Source organism: Pseudoclavibacter sp. Marseille-Q434, assembly GCF_050315415.1.
Lineage (GTDB): Bacteria > Actinomycetota > Actinomycetes > Actinomycetales > Microbacteriaceae > Pseudoclavibacter.
In genome coordinates this window covers 466,805-485,066 of sequence record NZ_JBNPQH010000001.1, presented here as the reverse complement: position 1 = coordinate 485,066, position 18,262 = coordinate 466,805, and the positions used below count along the sequence as shown (strand labels likewise).

Here is an 18,262-nt window from a genome sequence, read left to right as displayed (position 1 = left end):
TAAGTCCTCCACCGGAACGGGCCCGCTCGTGCCCGCGCGAGCCCTTCGCTGGGTAGCCTGGAGCCATGACCAACGATGCACCAACCTCCAACGACCCGCGGACCGCGTGGGGCGACGGCCTCGCCACCATCACGAACGACGGACAGGTGCTCGACGCCTGGTTCCCGACACCCGCGCTCGGCGCCCTGCCAGAGGGCCGAGACCCGCACATCTCGCCCGCGAGCTTCGCCGCCCTCGCCTACGATGACGAGCGTCGCCAGGTCCAGGTCAGCCCCGTCACGGTGACCGTGGAGCTGGACGGTCCCGTCGAGAGCGTCGTCGATGCCTACCTGCGCCTGCACCTCCTGAGCCACCTCATCGTCGAGCCCAACAGCATCAATCTCGACGGCATCTTCGGCCACCTGCCGACCAACGCGTGGACCAACGTCGGGCCCATGCGCCCCGAGCTCGCGGCGAGCTCGCGCGCGGGCCTCCAGCGTGAGGGCATCCAGGTCTACGCCGTCGACAAGTTCCCGCGCCTCCTCGACTACGTCATGCCGGCGGATGTGCGCATCGCGGACGGCGGACGGGTGCGGCTCGGCGCGCACCTCGCGCCGGGGACGGTCGTCATGCACGAGGGCTTCGTCAACTTCAACGCGGGCACGCTCGGCCGTTCCATGGTCGAGGGCCGCGTCTCGCAAGGCGTCGTCCTCGGGGCCGGCAGCGACATCGGCGGCGGCGCATCGATCATGGGCACGCTCTCGGGCGGCGGCAAGGAGCGTATCCGCATCGGGGAGCGCGCGCTGCTGGGCGCGAACTCCGGCATCGGCATCTCGCTTGGCGACGACTCGATCGTCGAGGCCGGCCTCTATGTCACGGCCGGCACGAAGGTCTCCCTCATCGGCGTGAGCGACCCCGACGGTCAGATCGGCGAGCCCCGCTCGGTGAAGGCCGCCGAGCTCTCCGGTGTGCCCAACCTGCTGTTCCGTCGCAACTCGCTTAACGGTGCCGTCGAGGCCCTGGCCCGCACGGGGGCTGGCATCCAGCTCAACGACGCGCTGCACGCCTAGCGGCAACCCCCGCAACTCGGAGACGAAACAACACTCCCCGCTGGCCACCTGTCGTGCGGCTCGAGCGGGGAGTGTCTTGTTCGTTCAGCGTAGAGCGAGAGCCGCCGGATCGGAAGCCCTCTCAGGGGATTCCAGGTTCCGGCGGCTCTCTCTTGTCGTCGCGCGGCCAGCGTCAGAGAAGCTGGAAGCCGCGGTTCTCCGGGTAATGCCGCTCCGGCTCCCCCGTGTACAGCTGCTGCGGGCGACCGATCTTCGTCTTGGCGTCGGCGTTCGCCTCACGCCAGTGCGCGAGCCAGCCGGGCAGCCGGCCGATGGCGAAGAGCACCGTGAACATGCGCGTGGGGAACCCCATGGCCTTGTAGATGAGGCCCGTGTAGAAGTCGACGTTCGGGTAGAGGCTGCGCTCTTTGAAGTAGTCGTCGTTGAGCGCGACCTGCTCGAGCTGCGTGGCGAGCTCCAGGAGCGGGTCGTTGACGCCGAGGGCGGCGAGCACCTCGTCGGCGGACTCCTTGACGAGCTTCGCGCGCGGGTCGTAGCTCTTGTAGACGCGGTGCCCGAAGCCCATGAGGCGGACGCCGTCTTCCTTGTTCTTCACGCGCTCGACGAAGCGGTCGACGCCCTCGCCCGATTCCTGGATCTGCGCGAGCATCTTCAGGACTGCCTCGTTCGCGCCACCGTGCAGCGGGCCGTTGAGCGCGCTGATGCCGGCTGAGATCGACGAGTACATGTTCGCCTCGGTCGAGCCGACGAGGCGGACCGTCGACGTCGATGCGTTCTGCTCGTGGTCGGCGTGCAGGATGAGGAGGCGCTCGAGCGCCTTCGAGAGCACTGGGTTGACCTCATATGGCTCGGCGAGGTTGCCGAAGTTCAGCTTGAGGAAGTTGTCGACGAAGTCGAGCGAGTTGTCCGGGTACAGGAAGGCCTGGCCGATGCTCTTCTTGTGCGCGTAGGCGGCGATGACCGGGATCTTCGCGAGGAGCCGGATGGTCGACTGCTCGACCATCTCGGGGTTGTGGACGTCGAGCGAGTCCTCGTAGTAGGTCGAGAGCGCGTTGACCGCGCTGGAGAGCACCGACATGGGGTGAGCGTGCGGCGGCAGTGCCGTGAAGAAGCGCTTGAGGTCCTCGTGCAGGAGGGTGTGATGGCGGATGCGATCCGTGAAGCTCTCGTACTCGGACTCGGTGGGGAGCTGACCGTAGAGGAGCAGGTAGGCGACTTCGAGGAAGCTCGACTTGGAGGCGAGCTCCTCGATCGGATAGCCGCGGTAACGCAGGATGCCGTTGGCACCATCGATGTACGTGATGGCGGACTTGGTCGACGACGTGTTGACGAAGCCCTGGTCGAGCGTCGTGTATCCCGTCTGCTTCATGAACGTCGAGATGTCGACCGCGTCAGCGCCTTCGGTGGCGCGCAGGACTGGGAACTCCGCGGTCCTGTCGCCGATCCTGAAGGTGGCCGAGTCCGCCTCGTGCTGGTGGGCCTCAGCCTGCTTGTGCTGTTCAGTCACAGATCCTCCTCGAGCGAGTGGGGGATGCTCCCCGGCGAGCACGCAGAACGCGCAGTGTCCTCATAGCCTAATCGGTCGACAAGGTGACTATGCGAATCCACAATGAAACCCGCGATGTGCTGTCTGTTGTCTACTGCGCGTGCACCGATTGGTCAGCATTGGCCGCAATCAGGCGCCGGGCGGCCTCAGCGATCTGCGCATCGGTGGCCGTGAGTGAGATGCGGACGTACTGGGCTCCGGCGTCGCCGTAGAAGACGCCCGGCCCGCCGATGATGCCCAGATCGGCGAGCGCGCCGATCGTGGTCCACGAGTCATGTCCTGTCGTGCCCCAGAGGTAGAGCCCCGCCTCGCTGTGCTCGATGCGCAGCCCCCAGGACTGCAGGGCCGGCAGCAGCACCTCGCGGCGTCGGCGGTAGCGGTGGTACTGCTCCCTGGCGTGCTCGTCATCGCCGAGCGCCGTCGCGACCGCCGCCTGCACAGGAGCTGGCACGATGAGGCCGGCATGCTTGCGCGCGACGAGGAGTCTCTCGATCAGCGAGGCATCACCAGCGATGTACGCCGCTCGGTATCCGGCGAGGTTCGAGCGCTTCGACAGCGAGGAGCAGGCGAGGATGTTCGTCAGGTCACCATCGGTGACCCGATCGTCGAGGATGCTCGGGATGCGCTCCCCCGACCATTCACCCCAGCCGAGTTCGGCGTAGCACTCGTCGTTCACGATGATGGCGCCCAGCTCCCGCGCACGTTCGACCGCGGCCCTGAGCTCGTCGACGCCGAGGACGCGTCCGTCCGGATTCCCGGGGCTGTTCAGCCAGATGAGCTTCGTCGACGCGGGCCAGGAAGCCGGGTCGTCACCTGAGAACCCCGCCGCCCCAGCGAAGACGGCGCCGATCTCGTACGTGGGGTAGGCGCGTGCCGGGTAGACGACGGTATCGCCTGCACCGAGGCGCAGGAAGAACGCCGCCGTGGCGACGAACTCCTTCGAGCCCACCGTGAGCATCGTGTTCGCTCGCCCGAGCCCCGTGACACCCCGGCTCCTCGCGAACCACTCGACCACTGCATCCCGCGCCTCAGGGGTGCCGATTGTCGTCGGGTAGGAGTGCGCGTCGGCGTGCTCGCGCAGCGCCGTCCGCACGATCTCGGGAGTCGGGTCGACCGGCGAGCCGATCGACAGGTCCACGGCGCCGTCAGGATGCGACTTCGCTCGTTCGACGTACGGCGCGAGGTTGTCCCACGGATAGTCGGGAAGCTCACCCAGCGTCACGCGCCGTCCCCCTGGGGGTCGAGCGCCGCGATGAGGGGGTGGTCGTGATGGATGACGCCCACCTTGGCCGCGCCTCCCGGGGAGCCGATCTCGCTGAAGAAGTCGACGTTCGCGGTGTAGTACTCGCTCCACTCGTCGGGCAGGTCATCTTCGTAGTAGATGGCCTCGACGGGGCACACGGGCTCACAGGCCCCGCAGTCGACGCATTCGTCCGGATGGATGTAGAGCATCCGGTCGCCCTCGTAGATGCAGTCGACGGGGCACTCGTCGATGCAGGCCCGGTCTTTCACGTCGACACAGGGAAGGGCGATGACGTAGGTCACTTGGGTGACTCCTCCAAGTTCGTGGGCGATCTCCCATCGTACTCGTCGCGGACGGGCGTCGTTCGCGCGCGACGGCTCGGGAGCTGCGGCCAGAATGCGCAGGCCGCCGCGATGAGCGATGCGAGCGCCAGCCACGCGAGGCCGAATGCGTCCCCGACGACGACGACGCTGGACCCGGGGTTCCAGAGTCCGAGGGCGCCGACCGCCGCGACGACGCCGGCCGCGAAGCCCGTGGTCATCCACCGGTCGACGAGGTACATGCGGAGGCCGATGCCGAGGCAAAGGATGCAGGCGAGTCCGAGCACGATACCGACCCACAGCGTGGTGTCGAAGAGCTCGACGCGACCGCGGTGCAGGAACGTCGTGACCGTGCCGACGATGAGGCCGAAAAGCGCGTAGAGCAGCGCCCCGAGGATTCGCTCCCCGGTTCGCTGCTCTCCGGCAGGCTGTTCGATGACTTCCGTCATACGACCTTAATCTTCACTGCGAACCGTGCGAGTTCGCACGTTCGACTACTGCTTCTTGGCGCGCGACGTGGCACGTGCACGTGCGTTGCCGTCGAGGAGCAGCTTGCGGATGCGGATCTTCTCGGGCGTGACCTCGACGCACTCGTCTTCGCGAGCGAACTCGAGGCACTCCTCGAGCGTGAGCTGGCGCGACGGGGTCATCGACTCGAACGTGTCCGCGTTGGCGGAACGCATGTTCGTGAGCTTCTTCTCCTTGGTCACGTTGACGTCCATGTCGTCGGCGCGCGAGTTCTCGCCGATGACCATGCCCTCGTAGACCTCTTCGGTCGGCTGCACGAAGAACGACATGCGCTCCTGCAGGGCGATCATCGCGAACGGCGTCGCCACTCCGGCGCGGTCGGCGACGATCGAGCCCGACGTGCGGGTCGTGATCGGGCCGGCCCATGGCTCGTAGCCGTGCGAGATGGCGTTGGCGATACCGGTGCCGCGTGTGCTGGTCATGAACTCGCTGCGGAAGCCGATGAGGCCACGCGACGGGATGACGAACTCCATGCGCACCCAGCCGGTGCCGTGGTTCGACATGGACTCCATGCGGCCCTTGCGCGCCGCGAGGAGCTGCGTGATGGCACCGAGGTGCTCCTCTGGCGAGTCGATCGTGAGGTGCTCGTACGGCTCGTGCGTCTTGCCGTCGACGATCTTCGTGACGACCTGCGGCTTGCCGGCGGTCAGCTCGAAGCCTTCGCGACGCATGTTCTCGATGAGGACGGAGAGCGCGAGCTCGCCACGGCCCTGGACTTCCCAGGCGTCCGGGCGGCCGATGTCGAGGACACGGATCGAGACGTTGCCGATGAGCTCGCGGTCGAGACGGTCCTTGACCATGCGCGAGGTGAGCTTGTGGCCCTTGACCTTGCCCATGATGGGCGAGGTGTTCGTGCCGATCGTCATCGAGATGGCCGGCTCGTCCACCGTGATGCCGGGGAGCGGGCGGATGTCCTCGGGGTCGGCGATCGTCTCGCCGATCATGATCTCGGGGATGCCGGCGACGGCGACGATGTCACCGGGGCCCGCGGAGTCGGTGGGGACGCGGTCGAGCGCCTTCGTCTCGAGCAGCTCCGTGATGCGCACGTTGTGCACCGAGCCGTCGTTCTTGACCCAGGCCACGTTCTGGCCCTTCTTGAGCGTGCCGTTGAAGACGCGCAGCAGAGCGAGACGTCCGAGGAACGGCGAGCTGTCCAGGTTCGTCACGTGCGCCTGCAGCGGCGCCTCCGGGTCGAAGGCGGGCGGCTGGATGTGCTTGAGGATCGTCTCGAAGAGGGGCTCGAGGTCGTCGTTGTCCGGCAGCTCGCCGTCAGCGGGCTGGTTGTGCGAAGCGGCACCGGCACGCCCGGAGGCGTAGAGGACGGGCAGGTCGAGCAGCGCGTCGATGTCGAGATCCGGTGCTTCGTCGGCCATGTCGGAGGCGAGGCCGAGGAGCAGGTCCTGGCTCTCGGCGACGACCTCGTCGATGCGGGCATCGGGACGGTCGGTCTTGTTGACGCAGAGGATGACGGGCAGGTTCGCGGCGAGCGCCTTGCGGAGCACGAAGCGAGTCTGCGGGAGGGGACCCTCGGACGCGTCGACGAGCAGGACGACGCCGTCGACCATCGACAGGCCGCGCTCGACCTCACCGCCGAAGTCGGCGTGGCCGGGGGTGTCGATCACGTTGATCGTGATCGGGCCATCCGTGGCGTGCTTCCCCTTGTACGAGATCGCCGTGTTCTTGGCGAGGATGGTGATGCCCTTTTCACGCTCGAGGTCGTTCGAGTCCATGACTCGGGCCTCGGTCGAGTTGCTGTCGTGCTCGCCAAACGAGCCCGTCTGCTTCAGCATGGCGTCGACGAGGGTCGTCTTGCCGTGGTCGACGTGCGCCACGATGGCGACGTTACGGAGTTCAGAACGGTGGGCGACAGGCACAGCAGTCATTCAGGGGTGCTTTCATTTGAGAAAAGGGCAGTTCATCCTACGTCACGGAGGGCACGCCTCCCGACCAGCGTGAGATGGGCCTCACGCTGGTCGAAGTTTCTACCGGGTCACTGCCCGGATTCGCGCTCCTCGGCTTCCGCCCGCAGCACGTTCTCCTGCTGCCCGCTCGGCGCGTCGGAGACCACGATGTCGTCGCCGAGCACCTCGTTCGTTACCGCAGCGGCCGTCGCCCGCTTGAGCGCGGCGCGCTCCTCGCGACGCATCGCCTGCTCGTCAGGGTCGGGAACCGGCACGGCAGCGACGAGGCGCTGCGTGTACGGATCCTGGGGTGCGCGCAGAATCTGGTCCGTCGGCCCCTGCTCCACGATCTTGCCGTGGTTCATGACGATCACGCGGTTGGCGAGCTGGTCCACGACGGCGAGGTCGTGGGTCACGAAGAGCACCGCGAACTGCAGGCGCTGCTGGATCTCGACGAGCAGCTCCAGCACGCGCTTCTGCACCGAAACGTCCAGTGCCGACGTCGGCTCGTCGGCGACGAGGAGCTTCGGCTCGAGCGCGAGGGCTCGAGCGATGCCGATGCGCTGACGCTGGCCGCCGGAGAGCTCGTTCGGGTAGCGGTTCCGGAAGGACCGGGGCAGCTCGACCTGGTCGAGCAGCTCGCCGACGCGGGCCTCGATCTCGGCCTTCGTGAGCTTCTTCTCGAGGATGAGCGGCTCGGCGATCGACTGCCCGACGGGCCAGCGGGGGTTGAGCGACGAGCCCGGATCCTGGAAGACGATGCCGATGTCGCGGCGCACCTTCGCGAGGTCCTGCCGGGAGACGCCGTTGAGCTCGACGCCGTTGAGCTTCATGGAGCCAGCCGCGACCGGCAGCAGGCCGACGACCGCTCGCGCGACCGTGGTCTTGCCGGAGCCGGACTCGCCGACGACGCTGACGATCTCGCCAGGGTAGATCTCGAACGTCGCGTCCTCGACCGCCTTGAACGCTGGGACGCGCCCCTGCTTCGGGTACTCGATGTCGGCGTTCTGCACGACGAGAGCCGGCTCGCCCGTGAACTCGCGCGCGTCCAGCCCGCTCGCCTCCCCCGTGCCGAGGTGCGGCACGGCGTCGAGCAGCGTCTTCGTGTAGGCGTGCTGCGGGTTCTTGAAGATCTCGCGCACCGTGCCGCGCTCGACGATCTCTCCACCCTTCATGACGATCACGTTGTCGGCGATGTCGGCGACGACGCCCATGTCGTGCGTGATGATGACGATGGCCGAGTTCAGGCGCTCGTGGAGTGAGCGCATGAGCTCCAGGATCTCGGCCTGGATCGTCACGTCGAGCGCTGTCGTCGGCTCATCCGCGATGAGGAGGTCGGGGTCGCAGCTCAGGGACTGCGCGATCATGGCGCGCTGGCGCTGGCCGCCGGAGAGCTGATGCGGGTACGAGTCGAACGCCTTGGCCGGGTTCGGCATCTCCACGAGGCGAAGCAGCTCGAGCGCACGCTCGCGCGCATCGTTCGGCGTCATCGTCGGGTTGTGGATGCGCAGGGCCTCGGAGATCTGGAATCCGATCGTGAGCACGGGGTTGAGCGCGGTCATCGGCTCCTGGAAGATGACCGCGATGTCATTGCCACGCGCGCGACGAAGCGTCGACTGCGGGGCGCCGATGAGCTCGGTGCCGTTGAGCTTCGCACTCCCGGACGTGCGCCCGTTCTTCGGGAGCAGGTCCAGCAGCGTCATCGACGACACCGACTTGCCGGAGCCGGACTCGCCCACGATGGCGAGCACCTCGCCCGGCCGGACCACGTAGTTGATGTCCTTCGCGGCGGGGACCCAGTCTCCGCCGACCCAGAACTCGACGCTCAGGTCCTGCACCTCGAGGATGGGCGTCGTGTCGTCTTTGCGTGAAGTCGTGCTCATGAGCGTGCCTCCCGGTGGGCTGCGGTCGAAGTGCGTGGAGTCTGAGGTGCGAGCGGACCGACTGCCGGTCCGCTCACCGCGGTGGGACGGGATTCGTCTGCGACACTTGGCTCGTGTCCGAGCGAACAGTTCTCCGCCCCCGCATGGGTCTTGTCGTCTACGGCGTCATCGCCGCCATGGCGCTGGTCGCCGTCATCTCCGTGGCGGTGACGCCCGGTGCCGGCCGCCACCTGCTCTCGGTGCTGCCGCTGCCCATCCTGGCGCTCGGCGTCGGGTGGATCACCCTCGTGAGCCCGAGCGTCGTCTTCACCGATGATGCGCTCGAGGTGAACAACCCCCTCAAGAAGACCGTGGTGCCATACGGCCACATCGAGCTGGTCGAGACGACGCGCGGCTTCACCGTCACCACGCCGGAAGGCAAGGTCAGCGCGTGGGCCGCTCCCCCGCCCGACCGGCTCAGCGCTGAGCGAATGGACCCGCGCGACCCGCTCCTGTGGAAGGATCCTCGCCGACTCACCGACGAGTCGCAGAGCATCCGCACGAGCGCCGCTCCCGGCACGTACTCGGGAGACGCGGCCGTGAACCTCACGCACCGCAGGGCCCAGCAGCAGCGTGAGGCCGGAGCCCCGCTCGCCCCGGTCGTGCGCACGCAGAACGTGGCGAACACGGTGGTGCTGATCACCACCCTGCTGGTCGTCGGCGCGCTCTTCGCGTTCTAGCCCCACAGGGGCCAGCGACCCGGCGCGCTCTGCGACGAGGACCGTCACGCATCCGCCTTGCTCGAGTCGCGGTCAGCCGCGTCGCCCTTGGTCGGACGGCCGTCGCGTGAGGTGAGCGTGCGCCACATGCGCGACCAGGTGCCGTTGCCCGGGATCTTGCGCTGACGCGGGTCGAAGGCGTCTCGCAGGCCGTCGCCGATGAAGTTGATGCACAGGGCGATCGCCACGATGAAGGCGCCGGGGAACCAGAACAGCCACGGACGGGTGGCGAACGCGCCCTGGTACTCCTGCACGATCTGGCCGAGCGACACGTCGGGCGGCTGGATGCCGAAGCCCAGGAACGAGAGGTTCGCCTCGAGGATGATGGCGGCGCTCATCAGCAGGGTCGTCGAGACGATCACCACGCCGAGAGCGTTCGGCAGGATGTGGCGGAAGATGATGCGCCGGCCGGAGGCGCCGGCGACGCGCGCAGCGTCCACGAACTCGCGCTCGCGAAGGGTGAGGAACTCGCCGCGAACCAGGCGGGCGAGGGACATCCAGCCGACGAGGCCGAGGACGACGGCGAGCGAGACGGCGCCGTAGGCCCGGAGCACCTCGTTCTGTCCAGCGAGCTGTCCGAGGACGGCCGCGAAGACGAGCGTCGGGATGACGAGGAAGAGGTCGGTGACGCGCATGAGCACGTTGTCGACCCAACCCCGGTAGTAGCCCGCGATGCCGCCGACGATGATGCCGATGACCGCCGCGAGGATGCCGTAGATGAACATGACCGTCAGCGACTGCTGCGTGCCGCGCATGACGCGGGCGAAGATGTCGCGGCCGATCTCGTCCTGACCGAACGGATGCGAGCCCCAGTCGAAGAGGCTCACGAAGGTCGGATTGCCGCCGTTCACGATCGGCGCGATGGAGTTCCAGTCGTAGGCCCACCAGCCCGAGACCTGGATCTGCGTGAACTTGCCCTCGGAGAAGTCCCACCACGGCACGACGATGCCGACGGACGTGAAGACGAGCAGCACGATGACCAGGAGGACGGCGGTGGACACCATGGCACCCGTGTGGCGCACGAAGCGCCGCCACACGATCTGGCCCTGGCTGAGGCCGATGGTCTCACGCTGCTCGATGGTCAGCTCGTCGCCGGGGCCGTGAGGCTGCGCGGCGGTGATCTCGGTGAAGTTCGGAGTCGTCATAGCTCAGCCCTCTCTCAGCTCAGGCGGATTCGCGGGTCGAGGACGGAGTACAGGATGTCGGCGATCAGGTTGAAGATCACGGTGAGCGCCGCGGTCACGAGGATGTAGCCCATGAGCGGGTTCAGGTCGACGTTGCGCAGCGACTCGGAGAAGATCGATCCCATCGCGCGCCAGCCGAAGATCTGCTCGGTGACGATCGCTCCCGAGATGATGGCGCCGACGTCGGCGGCCACGATCGTGGTGATCGGGATGAGCGAGTTGCGCAGCGCGTGACGCATGACCACGGTGCGCTCGGGGAGGCCCTTCGCGCGTGCCGTGCGGACGTAGTCCTGGTTCATGATCTCGAGCAGGCTGGAGCGCGAGTAGCGGCTGTAGCTCGCGATGGAGATGACCATGATGGCGATCGTCGGCAGCAGGAGGTGCGTGAAGCCGTCCAGCATCTGCAGCCAGATCGACGGGTCGGAGCCGAGCTGCGGGCTGGATGCTCCGACGGTCGCGATCGGACGGCCGCCGGTCTGGTCGTAGTAGCCGGACCAGGTCTGCATGACGCGGTCGATGACGAGCAGCAGCGACACGACGAAGCCGACGATGGCGGCGTTGCTCGCCACGTTGCGCTTGTCGAGGCCTCCGAAGTACTTGCCGACGAACCAGGCGATGACCGTGAAGACCACGATGAGGGCGATGGGGAACCAGGCGCCGATCTCGTTGGTCATCGCGAACTGCAGCGGGTACCAGAGCGCTCCCCCGACGACCGCGACGGCACCGGTGACGATGAGGTTGCGACGGTGCGAGAGGCCCACCGTGAGCGCGGCGGTCAGCAGCACCGTGGCGAGGCCGAGCACGATGATGAGCACCGTGCCGAGCCCGGGATTGCGGAACCAGTCGAGCAGCTCCATCCCGAACAGAATCGCGATCGTGCCGACGGCACCAGCACCGAACACGGTGGCGCGCGTCTTTGCGGGCCCTCCGATGATCGACATGAAGATGAAGCCCATGATCACGCCGATGAGCAGCAGCAGCGGTATCGGTATCTCGGGGTCCTGCAGGAAGTCGTTGAAGCCGATGGCCATGTACTGCTTGAGCAGCACGGCCACGAAGAAGATCGGCAGCGAGTACGTGAGGAACGACAGGAACGTGACCGTGTAGTCGTAGCCGGAGTACTGGCGGAGGGCGGTCGTCACACCGACGGCGACGCCGATGACGACGGCGATGAGCGTCGCGGCCGTGACGAGCTGCAGGGTCTGGCCGACCGCCGAGGCGATGAGCGGGCCGACGTCCTGGTTGGCGATGTTCACGCCCATGGAGAAGTTGTTGCCGAGGAAGCCGAACAGGCCGTTCGGGTCGTCGAAGGTCGGGATGAAGAACCCGAGGATGCCGCCGAGCCACAGGAAGAAGCGGGCGGGGGCTGGCACATCCAGTTGCAGGAGCTCCACGCGCGCGGCGATGAGCTGCTCCTTGTTGGGAGCCGTGGACTCCAAGATGTCCGCGAGCGGGTCCTTCGAGATCGCGACGAGGTTGTACACGATGAAGAGCGCGCCCAGCAGGATGAAGATCGACACGAAGAGGCGTCGGAGGGTGAATCTCAGCACAGATGGGTCCTGTTCTGGAAGGGGCATTCGGCCGGGGATGTGGCCGTGAACAGACGAGGCGGGAGTCCCGCAGTCGAGAAGACTACGGTACTCCCGCCGTCGCTAGATCTGACCGCGCAGCGGTCAGCGCGTCGAGAGCTCGACGCTGGTGTGACTACTCAGCGGCTTCCACGGGTGCCCACTCCCAGGCGTTCCAGAAGTACTGGGGAGAGAGGAACCCGGGCTTGACGTTCGCGACCTCGTCGCTCCAGGCGACGACACCGGGGAACTGGAAGATCGGCACGGACCACGAGTTTTCCATGATGATCTTCTCGGCCTCGACGAGCTTGCCCTGAGCCTCGGCTGGGTCGATCGTGACGTCGACGTCCTTGAGGATCTGGTCGAGCTCGGGGTCGCTCCAGCCGTAGTAGTTGTTGATGCCGCCCGTGATGTAGTTCGGGGACGGCTCGCCGACACCGAGACCCTCGGACTGCCATCCGAAGAGGGCAGCGTCGTAGGCGTCGGTCTGCGTCGTGAGCACGGTGGACCAGTCCTCGGCGCTCGCGTCGACGATCGTGAAGCCGGCCTTCTCGGCCGAGGCCTTGATGAGCTGCAGCTCCTGCTGACGACGCGGGTTGGTGGATGCCGTCATGAAGCGGACGGAGGGGTTGGCCACGCCAGCCTGCGCGAGGAGGCCCTTGGCCTCTTCGATGGCAGCGTCGTCGCCCGAGTAGCGGGAGACGCCGCTGTCGGCGACCGACTCCTCGTAGCCGTCGGCGCCGGGAAGGAACACGAGCGAGTCGCGCGTGGTCGCATCCGGGGCGATCGGCGTGATGAGCTTCTCGACGATCTCCTGACGCGGGATCGTGAGGAGGAAGGCCTCGCGGATCTGCTGGGCCTTGGCCTCGTCGCCACCGTACGTGGCTGGGTCGAAGACACCGCCGTTGGCGACCTGGAGGTCGACGTGCTCGTAGGTGCCCTCGAGCGAGGACTCCCACTCGATGCCCTCGGTGGCCTCGAGCTGCTGCAGGAGGTCGGTCGTCGGCTGACCGGAGACGATCTGGACCTCACCGTTCTGGAGCGCCTGCACCTGTGCCTGCGGGTCCGGGATGAAGCGGATCGTGATGGTCTCGTAGTGCGGCAGCGGGCCCCACGTGTAGTCCTCACGGGCCGTGAGCGTCACGTACTGGTTCTCGACCAGATCCGTGATCGTGTACGGGCCGTTGGAGAGGGTCTTCTGCGGCTCCTCCGGCATCGACGTGTAGTCGTAGCCGGTGCGGTAGGCGGAGGCGACCTTGCTCAGGAACTCGCTGTCGTTGTCGTTGACCGCGGTGATGAAGGCATCCTTCGCGGCCTGCGCGTCGTCGTACTCACCCGGGTAGGCGAGCTGGACGGTGCCGTGTGCCGAGATCGCCGTCGTGTCCGGCGCGAACATGGTCTTCCAGTCGGCGTACGGCTGGTCGTAGACGACCGTGAACGACTTGTTGTCGTCGGCGAGCGTCGGAGCCTGCGAGGCGAGGTCGAGCTGCAGACCGGGTGCCGGGTCGGTTCCCCAGTAGACACCGGCGTCCGCGGCCGCGTCGATCGCGTCCTGGTTCGTGACGTTGCCCTCGTCGTCGTACTCGGCCTCTGGCACCTCGCCCGCTTCGCGGTGCGTGGTGTTGGCGGCCCAGGTGAGCAGCAGGTCGGCGCCGTCGAACGGCGTTCCATCGCTCCAGGTGACCGCGTCGTTGACCGTGTACTTGATGGTCAGCGGGTCGGTCGAGACCTCTTCGACCGTGCCGAACTCGGTGTTCTCCACGAGCTCGGGGGTCGGGTCGTAGTCGATGAAGCCATCAGACGTGACGTGGACGATGTTGGCGTTCGCCGCGGCGTTGTTGGCCGAGGTGTTCACGTTGAACGCGAAGAACGGGTCGTTCCATGCAACCGTGATGGCGGAGCCACCGACGATCTCCGGATCGCGATTCGGGGCAGAGCAGCCGGCGAGAACCAACGCGCTTGTGGCGACGACGGCTCCCACGGCGATAACTCGTGATGTCCTCATAGGACCTCCTTGGGGAAACAGGGGCTGTGAACGTCGAACATCCACGAACTCTGTGAATTATCGACAAATACCCGTTGAACCTACGCCCCCTCGCGCGAGGGGTTTCACCAATTCAGGGGATCGTTACTCACACGAAACGGGTCTTGTTCAACTCTTACAAGCCGTTCGCCGTTCGTAGACTGCGGACATGTCACATTCGCGCATTGACGTTACGGTCAGCCAGGGTCCGGAGGAACTGGACCGCTCCGCGCGCGTGCGGCTGCGCTGGGAGATCTGGATCGTATTGGCACTCGCGATCATCCCGTCGAGCCTGTACGCGATCATCTCCCTCGCGGATCGTGCGACGCGCGATACCGCGCTCGCCGACCAGACGACGACGCTGAACGCTTCCCGCGACGCGCGGCCACTGTTCGACGCGCTCCTGCAGCTCTCGAGCATCCTCACCGACCTCGTACCCGTCGCTCTGGTGATCTGGCTGCTCTGGACGCCCACCGTCTCCGGCTTCCGCAAGCTGGGCCTGGACACGAGGCAGCCCCTCGGCGACCTCGGGCAGGGCCTTCTGCTGGCCGCCTGCGTCGGCGTGCCCGGCATCGTCTTCTACCTCGCGACCAGGGCACTCGGGCTCACGCTCTCCGTCGAGGCGAGCGCGCAGGAGATCACGTGGTGGACCGTGATCCTGCTCCTGCTCGCGGCGCTGCGTGCCGCGCTTCTGGAGGAGGTCGTCGTCGTCGGGTATCTCGCGACCCGCCTGCGCGAGCTGGGGTGGGCGACCTGGCAGATCATCGTCGCGTCCTCGCTCCTCCGCGGCTCCTACCACCTGTACCAGGGGCCCGGGATGGCGCTCGGCAACGTCGCCATGGGCGTGCTGCTCTCCTGGTGGTTCCTCCGGAAGGGGCGCGTGGGCGGCCTCGTCGTCGCGCACTTCATCCTCGACGCCGTCTCGTTCCTCGGCTATCCCCTCGCCGCGGCGCTCCTCCCGCAGCTCTTCACCTGAGACCGGTCACGTCGCGGAGCCCTCAGACGGTGAGATTCACGAACCGGAACGACTGGTCGCCGTACTCCCAGACCACGTCGAAGCGCTCCTTCGGAACGTCGAACACGACGTACCCGGACTCTGCGCCGACCCCGTACTCGCGCTGCTGCACGGAGCTCCCGATGCAGTCGTCCGCGAGCGAGGCCCCCAGCTTCGAGTCGCCGTTCTTCTCGAGCAGGCGAAGGCTGTCGAAGGCGAACACGGGCGCGAACGCGCCCTCCTCATCCTCGGCGCTGAGCGCCCCGTATCCCTCGACCTGCAGCTGGATCGCGACGTAGCTGCCGCCGGCCTTCGGAGCATCCTCTTCGAGACACCGAACGTCGAAGGCCACACCCGCGATGGTGAAGCGGCCGACGGGTTCGCCACTCGCGCCGAGCACCGTCGCCCACTGGCCCCTCGTGAACCTGAGCTCGCCGTCGACAGGCTTCGGGTTCTCGTTCTCCGCGACTCGTGGCGCGGCCACGACCTGCACGTTGATCGGGGTGACCGTCGGCGTCGGCGTCTGGGTGACGCCCGGGGTGGCGATGACGGCCACCGCATCAGCGGACTCGCGCGTCGCGGCCACCGGCGGAACGCACGCCGCGAGCAGCAGCGACGCACCGAGCGCCGACGCCAGGAGGAGGCCGCGGACACCCCGTGGCCGCCACCCGCCGGAGAGCCTCACCGCGCTACTCGGTTCTCCCCGACGCCGCCGCGATCCGGGCGGCGAGCGGCGAGCCCAGGAGCGCTTCGAGCGAGACCAGCCTGCCCTCGGCATCCGTCATGGGCACTCGCCAGTTCGGATACTCGTCGGCGGTCCCCGGCTGATTCACGCCGCGGCGGTCACCCGCGAGATCGGACACGCCCACACCGAACAGCTGGGCAGCCGAACCCGAGAGGTACTCGTGCAGCGCCACGACGATGTCCTCGTTGCTCGGCTCCTCCCCCACCAGGCCAGCTCGCCGGAGTCGGTCGACGACCTTCGAGATCGTCTCGGTCTCCTCGGCCCGCGCCTCCTCGACCGAACCTTCGAGCAGCCCGAGGCGCTCTCGAACGTCGAGGTGCTCGAGCGCGAGGAACCCAGCCGTCGGCGGGAGGTCGTGCGTCGTCACCGTCGCGAGACAGGCGCGCCGGTAGTCCTCAGGGGCCAGCGGGACCCCATCGTCCGACCATTCGAACCACAGGACGGAGGCACCGAGCATGCCGCGCTCGGCCAGCGCATCCCTGGCCTCCGGCGGAACCGTGCCGAGGTCCTCGCCGATCACCACGGCGCCCGCTCGCTGCGCCTCGAGCGCGAGGATGCCCAGCATGGCCTCTGCGTCGGTGCGCACGAAGCAGCCATCCTTCGCGGTGTTGCCCTCCGGGATCCACCACAGGCGGAAGAAGCCCAGGATGTGGTCGATGCGCACAGCGCCAGCGTTGCGGAAGACGGCGCGCAGCATGTCCCGGTACGGCGCGTAGCCGAGCTCGGCCAGCATGTCGGGGCGCCACGGCGGCTGCGACCAGTTCTGCCCGAACTGGTTGTACTGGTCGGCCGGCACGCCGACCGTCACGCCGCGGGCCATCGCCGCCCCGAACGACCACGCATCAGCTCCACCGGCGTGCACACCGACGGGCAGATCGTGCACGATGCCGATCGACATGCCGGCCGACCTCGCATCGGACTGCACCTGCTTCGCCTGCGCTTCCAGGAGACACTGCAGCCAGACGTAGAACTCGGCGTCCTCGGCGTGAGCAGCCGCGAAGTCGAGCACGTCGGCACCGTTCGCGGTGGCCAGCTCGCTCGGCCAGTTGCGAGCATCTCGCCCATGCACGCGCGAGATGGCGCAGAAGACACCGAACCGCTCGAGCGGCTCCCCGGCCTCCTTGCGGAACTCCGTGAAGTCGTCGTCGATCACATTCGCCGACTGCCAGACGTCGAAGAGCGCACGGAGCGCTGGTTCCTTCAGCGCCCAGGCGGCGTCACGATCGATGCTGTCGACGCCGTTGCCCAGGATCGCCTCGCCCGCAAGGCGCGAGAGCAGCTCCACCGTGTCGGCCGGCACCTCGGTGCGCTGCGCGACGAAGGCGGCCGCCCAGTCGACGGTGAGGATCAGGGGGTCGCCGAACTGCCGTGAGGTCGGCAGGTACGGAGACGGCTCCATGGGAGACACCGGAGGGTTCGCGTTGAGGGGGTTGACGAGCACAAAGTCCGCGTCACGCTGCGCACCCCAGGCCGTCAACGTGGCGAGGTCCCGGAGGTCGCCGATCCCCCAGGACGTGGTCGAGCGAAGCTGGTAGAGCTGGGTGAACAGCCCCCACGAGCGCTCGTCTGGCCAGGGCGTCCTCGTCGGCACGACGATCAGCGTGCCAGCAGGCGCATGCTCCGAGAGGTCGTCCCCGACCTTCGCGACGACCTCGTGCCAGCCCGTCGGCAGGTCCGCGGGCAGCGCGAACGTCGCGCGACCGATCAGCGCGCCGTCGAGGTCCTTCGGATCGACCCAGTTCTCGACCTGCTGCAGGCTGCGAGTCGACCCGTCTTCGAGGAGCACGTCGACCTGGACGGCGCTCCCGTGAGGAACGTGGACGAAGATCGTGGCGTCGCTGCCCTCCCGCACCGTCGTGCAGGACGGCACCGCTCGACGCCACGGCCGGTTCTCGAACTCGCGGGCCGAGGCGGCGACGTCCTCGTCGTTGGATGCCGGGAGACCGAGGGCACCGAGGACCGCCGCGAGCGTCTCGGGCGCGACCTGCTCCTTCTCGCCCCGCCAGCCCCAGTACTCGACTTCGAGACCCGCGTCCGTCGCGAGATCGCGGATCGCGGTCAGATTGGTGATGCTCACGAGTATTCGACCTCAGTTTCGGTGACGGTGATGGTGCGAGGGGTGAGCGGCTGGTCCGCCGGTCCGGCGACCGGCTCCCCGGTCCTCGTGTCGTAGTGGCTCGAATGGCAGGGGCAGATGATGTGCTCCGCGGTCACCGTGGCGACCGGGCACCCCTGGTGCGTGCAGATCGAGCTGAAGCCGAAGTACTCACCCGCGGCGGGCTGGGTGACGACCGTCTCGGTGTCCGCGATGACGACCCCGCCTCCGACCGGGACGTCGCCGACGGGCACGGCGCCGCTCACCGTCGACGTGGCATCCGCATCCTGTCCACCGGCGTCGTCGCCTCCGCACGCGGCAAGCAGCGCCGCCGTCGCGATTCCGCCGCCGACAGCCGCGCTTCCCCGTATGACCCCGCGTCGTGAAGGATCTCGTCGTTCGCTCACACGTCAAGGCTAGTCGGC

At 67.6% G+C, this 18,262-nt stretch carries 15 protein-coding genes; 3 read left to right on the top strand and 12 right to left on the bottom strand.

All coding sequences use genetic code 11. The annotated features are described in order from the left end of the window. Positions 1 to 65: 65 nt before the first annotated feature. Positions 66 to 1,049: a 2,3,4,5-tetrahydropyridine-2,6-dicarboxylate N-succinyltransferase gene (dapD, locus tag ACQFZP_RS02345; protein ID WP_104312297.1), complete on the top strand. Its 984-nt coding sequence runs from the start codon at positions 66 to 68 to the stop codon at positions 1,047 to 1,049. Between the two features lie 172 nt (positions 1,050 to 1,221). Here dapD and ACQFZP_RS02340 read toward each other — a convergent pair whose 3' ends face one another. The 6 genes from ACQFZP_RS02340 to ACQFZP_RS02315 all read right to left on the bottom strand — a co-directional run bounded on the left by ACQFZP_RS02340 (position 1,222) and on the right by ACQFZP_RS02315 (position 8,470). Further along, a complete protein-coding gene (locus tag ACQFZP_RS02340; RefSeq protein WP_104312298.1) occupies positions 1,222 to 2,556 on the bottom strand; it encodes a citrate synthase in 1,335 nt (444 codons plus the stop codon). 130 nt (positions 2,557 to 2,686) lie between these two features. Continuing rightward, entirely contained in the window at positions 2,687 to 3,817 is a 1,131-nt protein-coding gene (dapC, locus tag ACQFZP_RS02335; protein ID WP_307852725.1) for a succinyldiaminopimelate transaminase, read from the bottom strand. Next, complete coding sequence (gene fdxA / locus ACQFZP_RS02330) at positions 3,814 to 4,140, bottom strand: ferredoxin (RefSeq protein WP_104253637.1); 327 nt, start codon at positions 4,138 to 4,140, stop codon at positions 3,814 to 3,816. The genes dapC and fdxA overlap by 4 nt, the downstream gene beginning before the upstream one ends. Further along, complete coding sequence (locus ACQFZP_RS02325; RefSeq protein ID WP_211890208.1) at positions 4,137 to 4,607, bottom strand: hypothetical protein; 471 nt, start codon at positions 4,605 to 4,607, stop codon at positions 4,137 to 4,139. The genes fdxA and ACQFZP_RS02325 overlap by 4 nt, the downstream gene beginning before the upstream one ends. Positions 4,608 to 4,652: 45 nt before the next feature. Beyond that, positions 4,653 to 6,569, bottom strand: coding sequence for a translational GTPase TypA (gene typA / locus ACQFZP_RS02320; protein ID WP_179556474.1), 1,917 nt, complete (start codon positions 6,567 to 6,569; stop codon positions 4,653 to 4,655). Between the two features lie 107 nt (positions 6,570 to 6,676). Next, positions 6,677 to 8,470, bottom strand: a complete 1,794-nt coding sequence (locus ACQFZP_RS02315; RefSeq protein WP_179556473.1) for an ABC transporter ATP-binding protein — start codon at positions 8,468 to 8,470, stop codon at positions 6,677 to 6,679. Positions 8,471 to 8,583: 113 nt separating this feature from the next. Between ACQFZP_RS02315 and ACQFZP_RS02310 the strand changes: the two genes are divergently transcribed. Next, entirely contained in the window at positions 8,584 to 9,189 is a 606-nt protein-coding gene (locus ACQFZP_RS02310; RefSeq protein ID WP_179556472.1) for a hypothetical protein, read from the top strand. A gap of 44 nt (positions 9,190 to 9,233) precedes the next feature. On the opposite strand, the gene ACQFZP_RS02305 is transcribed toward ACQFZP_RS02310, so the two are convergent. The 3 genes from ACQFZP_RS02305 to ACQFZP_RS02295 form a co-directional block, all read right to left on the bottom strand. Continuing rightward, on the bottom strand, positions 9,234 to 10,373 hold the full coding sequence (locus tag ACQFZP_RS02305) for an ABC transporter permease (RefSeq protein WP_211890207.1): 1,140 nt from the start codon (positions 10,371 to 10,373) through the stop codon (positions 9,234 to 9,236). A gap of 14 nt (positions 10,374 to 10,387) precedes the next feature. After that, positions 10,388 to 11,962, bottom strand: a complete 1,575-nt coding sequence (locus ACQFZP_RS02300) for an ABC transporter permease (RefSeq protein ID WP_179556471.1) — start codon at positions 11,960 to 11,962, stop codon at positions 10,388 to 10,390. Positions 11,963 to 12,116: 154 nt separating this feature from the next. After that, complete coding sequence (locus ACQFZP_RS02295) at positions 12,117 to 13,985, bottom strand: ABC transporter family substrate-binding protein (protein WP_211890206.1); 1,869 nt, start codon at positions 13,983 to 13,985, stop codon at positions 12,117 to 12,119. 187 nt (positions 13,986 to 14,172) lie between these two features. Here ACQFZP_RS02295 and ACQFZP_RS02290 point away from each other — a divergent pair, with 187 nt between their 5' ends. Continuing rightward, positions 14,173 to 14,979: a CPBP family intramembrane glutamic endopeptidase gene (locus ACQFZP_RS02290; protein ID WP_211890205.1), complete on the top strand. Its 807-nt coding sequence runs from the start codon at positions 14,173 to 14,175 to the stop codon at positions 14,977 to 14,979. A gap of 22 nt (positions 14,980 to 15,001) precedes the next feature. On the opposite strand, the gene ACQFZP_RS02285 is transcribed toward ACQFZP_RS02290, so the two are convergent. The 3 genes from ACQFZP_RS02285 to ACQFZP_RS02275 are packed head-to-tail and all read right to left on the bottom strand — an operon-like array spanning position 15,002 to position 18,244. Beyond that, positions 15,002 to 15,682 carry a hypothetical protein gene (locus ACQFZP_RS02285; RefSeq protein WP_211890204.1) on the bottom strand — a complete coding sequence of 227 codons (681 nt, stop codon included), beginning with the start codon at positions 15,680 to 15,682 and terminating at the stop codon, positions 15,002 to 15,004. A gap of 4 nt (positions 15,683 to 15,686) precedes the next feature. Beyond that, on the bottom strand, positions 15,687 to 17,819 hold the full coding sequence (malQ, locus tag ACQFZP_RS02280; RefSeq protein ID WP_211890203.1) for a 4-alpha-glucanotransferase: 2,133 nt from the start codon (positions 17,817 to 17,819) through the stop codon (positions 15,687 to 15,689). Further along, on the bottom strand, positions 17,816 to 18,244 hold the full coding sequence (locus ACQFZP_RS02275; RefSeq protein WP_211890202.1) for a Rieske (2Fe-2S) protein: 429 nt from the start codon (positions 18,242 to 18,244) through the stop codon (positions 17,816 to 17,818). The genes malQ and ACQFZP_RS02275 overlap by 4 nt, the downstream gene beginning before the upstream one ends. Between the last annotated feature and the right edge of the window lie 18 nt (positions 18,245 to 18,262).